The organism is Actinomadura soli (assembly GCF_005889715.1).
Taxonomy (GTDB): domain Bacteria; phylum Actinomycetota; class Actinomycetes; order Streptosporangiales; family Streptosporangiaceae; genus Spirillospora; species Spirillospora soli.
In genome coordinates this window covers 1-5141 of record NZ_VCKW01000401.1, presented here as the reverse complement: position 1 = coordinate 5141, position 5141 = coordinate 1, and the positions used below count along the sequence as shown (strand labels likewise).

At 75.4% G+C, this 5141-nt stretch carries 3 protein-coding genes and 1 pseudogene; all 4 read right to left on the bottom strand.

Annotated elements, in window-relative coordinates:
• Nucleotides 1-288: pseudogene (locus ETD83_RS39145) on the bottom strand (hypothetical protein); the annotation flags it as partial.
• Nucleotides 289-300: 12 nt separating this feature from the next.
• Entirely contained in the window at nt 301-2727 is a 2427-nt protein-coding gene (locus ETD83_RS39140; RefSeq protein ID WP_138650256.1) for a GTPase-associated protein 1-related protein, read from the bottom strand.
• A gap of 1 nt (nt 2728) precedes the next feature.
• A complete protein-coding gene (locus ETD83_RS39135; protein ID WP_138650255.1) occupies nt 2729-3937 on the bottom strand; it encodes a TRAFAC clade GTPase domain-containing protein in 1209 nt (402 codons plus the stop codon).
• 6 nt (nt 3938-3943) lie between these two features.
• Nucleotides 3944-5141, bottom strand: a 1198-nt coding sequence (locus ETD83_RS39130) for a hypothetical protein (RefSeq protein WP_205718138.1), incomplete at its 5' end; no start/stop codon positions are given.

Genomic DNA, 5141 nt, shown 5'->3' with positions numbered 1-5141 from the left:
GATGGGCGCCGGGGCGGGGGCCTTGCCCAGGCCCATGATCGAGGCCAGCGTCACGAGGTAGCGGTACATGCAGAGCACCGTGAAGAACGACACGACCACGGTCAGGACCGGGACGATGATGAACCAGCCCAGGCACGTCGCCGCGAGGATGATCAGGCATCCGCAGCCCGTCGGGAGCCCGGCCCCGGAGCCGGACGGGTAGCGCGGCGGCGGGTAGCCGCCGTAAGTGGACCCGTCCCCGTAGGTGGACCCACCTCCGTAGGTCGATCCTCCGCCATAGGTCGACATCGTCGGGGCCCCTCACTGTGACAGACGTCCGGGCAGCCAGCGGCGCCGCCGGCAGTGCTTGTCCCGCCAGCGCTGGAAGTCCTGGGCCGCGGCCATGCGGCCCGTCCGGCGGCGGACCTCGCGTTCCACCGCGTTGAGGTCGCGCTTGCGCCATTCCGGCAGGCCGCGCAGCAGCACGTCGTGGATCGCGCGGGCGACCGGCACGGCGCCCAGGTCTTTCTCCGCGGTCCACAGCGTCGCGAACGCGGCGCCCGCGGCGGGGACGGCGTTCGCGCGCTCCCCGTCGATCGTCCGGTTCAGCCGGTCCAGGTAGGTGTCGAAGATCTTGTCGTGCGCGGCGACGAGGAGGCGGGCCAGCGCGTCGTGCCGCAGGGTCGGCAGCAGCACGCCCAGCCGCAGGAGCAGGTAGTCCTCGGCGGGGGACGCGGCGGGGGCATCGGCAGGGCTGCTGTACGCCTCCACCAGGGCCTTTCCCGCCTCGTACCGTTGCGTCGCGTTCTTCCCCGACCCGGTCACGAGGAGCGGCTTCTCCGCCAGGTGGATCCAGGCCACCGCCTCGACCCGGTCGCGGAGCGCGGGGGGCAGCAGCCCTGCCAGCGGCAGCCCGTCCACCAGCGCGCACAGCGCGCCGTAGGACTTCTGCCGGACGGGGTCGTCCATGGACGACGGCGAGGCCAGCAGCGGCTCCACCCACGGGACGAGCACCGGGTCGGCGGCGGCGCCGTCCGGCAGGCCCCGCAGCAGGGCCAGTGCGTCGTCCGGCGTCCATCCGCCCGGCCAGAGCGCGGTGAGCAGCGCCTCGTCCAGCCGTCCGGACGGGCCGCGGGCGGACAGCACCGCCAGCGCCGTGTCCACGGGCGGTTCCCCGTCCCTGCGGCCGCGGGCGACCAGCGCCGCCTCGTGCAGCGCGGGCAGCGCGGTCAGCTCGGCCTCGGGGACGGCCTTGTCGAGCCCGGCGTCGAACACCGCGTGCACCCGCGCCCTGTCGGCGGACGCGACCTGGTCGAGGTGGAACAGCGTCCCCGCGCGCAGGTCCGGCCAGCGCCGGACGGCGTCGTGCAGGTCGTCCTGGTCGGAGCGGCGCAGCAGCCGCGGGCCGACCACGCCGGACCCGCAGCCGCGGAGCGTGTGCGGGTCGGGCTGCACGCCGTGCGCGTCCGCGAGGGCCAGCAGCCGCACCAGGGTGGCCGCGTCCGCACCGGCGAGCCGCTGCGCGTAGCCGCGCCGGGCCTGCTCGCGCGCACGCGCCGACCGCAGCCGCGCGGCGCGCGGGGCCGGGGCGGAGGGATCGGACGCCTGCGCGAGATGGCCCATGACCAGGCGTCCTTCCGCCAGCGCCAGCAGCTCGTCGAGCCCGGCGGCCGCGGCGGCGTCGGCCAGCCCGGTCATGTGCGCGGGGGACGCGGCGTCATGGCCGAGCGCGGCGGCGCCGACGCGGCCGACCGTGTCCCGGTCGAGGCGCCGCGCGTTGCTCCCCAGCCAGGTGCAGGCCGCGTCGAGATCGTCCGGGCCGATGCCCGGGCCGCCGTCCAGCAGCGCCGCCGCCGCGATGAGCGGATGCCAGTCCGCGAGCCGCAGCTCGCCGCCCGCGGCCAGGGCCCGGGCGCGCCGCCAGAGCGGCTCGGCGGCGACCGTCCCGGTGCCCGCGAGGAGCAGGGGCAGCGGCCCGGCCGCCACCTCGGACGCCTCGCCCGTGGTGAAGTCGAACAGGAAGAAGCCCGCGAACGCCCGCTCGTCCGGGACGATCTCCGCCCCCGGGACGGTCCCGATCACGTGATGCCTGCTGTAGGACGGCCGGAACTGGTAGGTGGCGAACGACACCTTCGCGACCAGCGGCGGGGGCAGCAGGAACGAGATCGCGGCGATCCAGCACGCGACCTCGTCATCGTCGGCGGCGAGGATCACCACCGAGCGCTCCTCGTCCAGGGCCGCGCGCTCCACGGCGGCCAGCAGCGCGGGCAGCAGCCGGCGGCGCGGGGTGCCGTCCAGGAAGCGGTCGACGGCGTCGCGGCGCAGCGGGCCGGTGGGCAGCGGGCCGGGCAGCCGCGGCAGGTCCGTGCCGGTGACCGCGTCCCGCGTCCACAGCGGCGCCTTCCACAGCTCGATCGGCAGCGGCCCCCGCCACGTCCCCCCGCTCGCCGGGACGAGCGCGTGCGCGAAGTAGTTGCCGAACCTGCCGGAGTAGTCGGTCCCGGTGAACGCGACGTTCGCGACGATCGGCTCCGGCCCCGGCACGAAGCACAGGTTGACCGGGCAGCCCTCGATCTGCTCGGGGGTCGGCGAGTGCCCCAGCGTGCCGGGCGGCTCGTAGGAGCTGACCGCCTCCACCTCGTGCATGACCTCCGGGGAGACGCCGGGGGTCACCGCGTTGAACTGGTACCCGGCGTAGCCGGACAGGCCCGTCCGGCAGGACGTGTAGTACAGCTGGTGGAAGTCCATGTCACCCCTTCGTGGACGGGAGGGCGTCGAACCTGCTGAGCAGCCACAGGAACGGGTCGGCCACCCGGTGCGGATGGATGCCGCGCGGGTCGACCCGGTTGTCGGACGTGGGGTTGCCGCCCAGCGACGACAGGCCGAAGTAGCGGTAGTCCGCGAAGTTCTTGCGCATGACCTGGTCGATCTGCGTGCCGTCCCACTCGTGCAGCAGCGCCCGCACGTAGTCGTGCACGGCCAGGCTGTCGGCCTGGTCGAACACGGGCTTGTCGGCGGGCGCCTCGCCCAGCAGCGGGCTTCCCTCGGCGAAGCCGTGCCACAGCGTGTCGATCTTGGAGAACGCGACCGCGACGGGGACGTCGATCCGCCGGTTGGGGCCGCGCCCGTGCGCCTCGTACAGGACGTCGGTCACGCGGGTCAGCACGTTGACGGGGTTGTCGGTCTTGTCGTCGGCCTGCGGCAGCCGGGTGCCGGGCTTGGCGCTCTCCCGCGCCCCGCGCATCTGCAGCGGGTCAAGCAGCAGGATGATCCCGTCCGCGCCGCGCAGGTACCGGACGTTGAGGTCGACGCTCTCCTTGGAGATCAGGTCCTCGCCCGCGGTGTCGAAGAACGAGGTGATCGTGTGCCGGTCCCGGGAGCGGAGCAGGCCGCGTCCGTCCAGGGTGACCTTGAAGACCAGCGGGCGGCGCAGCTCCGCCTGGCCCGGCCGCGTCGTGCCGGGCAGCACCTTCTCCCGGTAGAGCGTCTCCTCGTACCGCTTGGCGAACTCGCTGCGGGTGTGGTCGTCCGAGCCGACGACGGCGGCGTCGAAGCGGCGCCCGACCGAGTGCATCAGCTCGTGCAGCAGGACCGTCATGTAGACCGTCTTGCCGGCGCCCTTCGCCCCGATCAGCGCGATCAGCCGGCTGTCGATCTTGTCGAAGTGGACGGGCAGGAGGCTGTGGCAGTGCGGGCAGATCCGCTGCGTGGACGCGTCCTTGCAGCGCGGGCAGCGGGCCGTCGACTGCCATCCGTTCAGGGCGGCGAGCCGGCCCCCGGCGAACACCGGCGGCAGCGCCTCGTTCATGCCGAAGCGGCGCGACAGCGCCCGGTCACGCTCGGGCGGGCACCTGCCGCCCTCTGGCCCGAGCAGCCCGGTGCAGCGCCACATCATCTTCCGCGGCGTGAACGACTGGTAGCAGTACGGGCAGACCAGTGTCGGCAGGATCGAGAGCAACGGCGGTCACCAACTTCGGGGGTCGCGTCGGAGGGACACCGCGCCCGTGCCGCCGGACGTGCCGGTGGACGGGGCGCCGGGCGCGGGGAAGCAGGCCAGCCGGAACCGGCGCGCGCCGCCGGGGATCTCGAACCGGAGCGTCAGCGGGGCCCCGGGTTCCAGGTCGCGGGCGGGTATCTCGTGGATGACATCGCCTTGCTCGGGACGCAGGGGCAGGACGTCGCCCGCGCGGTGCACGACGACCAGCGGCGGCAGTCGGGTGCGCCGGTCCGCGGTCAGCTCCAGGACGGCCGCGCCCCGGCGCCGCCGCCGCGCCGGACGGAACCGGTAGCGGACCTCCGCCTCCCGCGCCGGGACGCTGCCCAGCGCCGGACGGGACCGCGCCCCGCCGCTCCTGTTCTCGTCGCGCGTCACCGTGCGGACGGCCACGAGCGCGGCACCGGGCCCGACGTCGAGGCGGCAGCCGTCGTCCTCGTACGCGCGGCGGCGGCATTCGGAGACCGTCGCGGCCGTCCAGGAGTCGGGGTCGCCGGGCGCGCTCCCGGCCGGGTCGGCGGGGGCCCAGACCACCTCCGCGTACCGGGCGCCGTCCGGCCAGATCCAGCTCAGCACCGCGGTGTCGCCCACCCGGCGGACCTCCAGCTCCCGTACCGGCTCGACCGTGACGAGCACGGCCGAGGGGCCTATCAGCGCTTGGCCCGCGCCCAGGGTGACGGCGAGGAAATGCGCGCTGGTGACGCCGTCGATCGGGGTGCGCAGCGTCATCCGCCCGCCGGGGCCGGGGACGGCCGCGCCTGGGACCTCCCGCCCGTAGCGCTCCACGTCAGGCGCCGCGAGCAGGGTGCCGGGCGGCCAGGGCGGCGGGCCGTCCGCTCTCCGGATCACCACCCGGCCGCCGGACGGGGCCGTCCAGCTGATCGTGGCGACCGGCCGCCCTCCGGCCGCGGGCAGCTCGACCGACAGGTCGGGGACGGCGGACGGCGGGCTCTCCGGCAGCCCGGTCACGACGACGCCCTTGGACAGCGCGCGGGCCCCGTCGGGCCGCTCGTAGGAGGCCTGCACCCGGTACCGATAGGTGCGGCCGGGCCGGACGTCGGCGTCCACGAACCCGCTCCGGTCGACCCGGGCGAGACGGCGATCCGCTCCGCCGTCCCCCAGCCGGGTCGCCACCGCACCGGCCGCCCCCTGGGGGAGCCGCCACGAC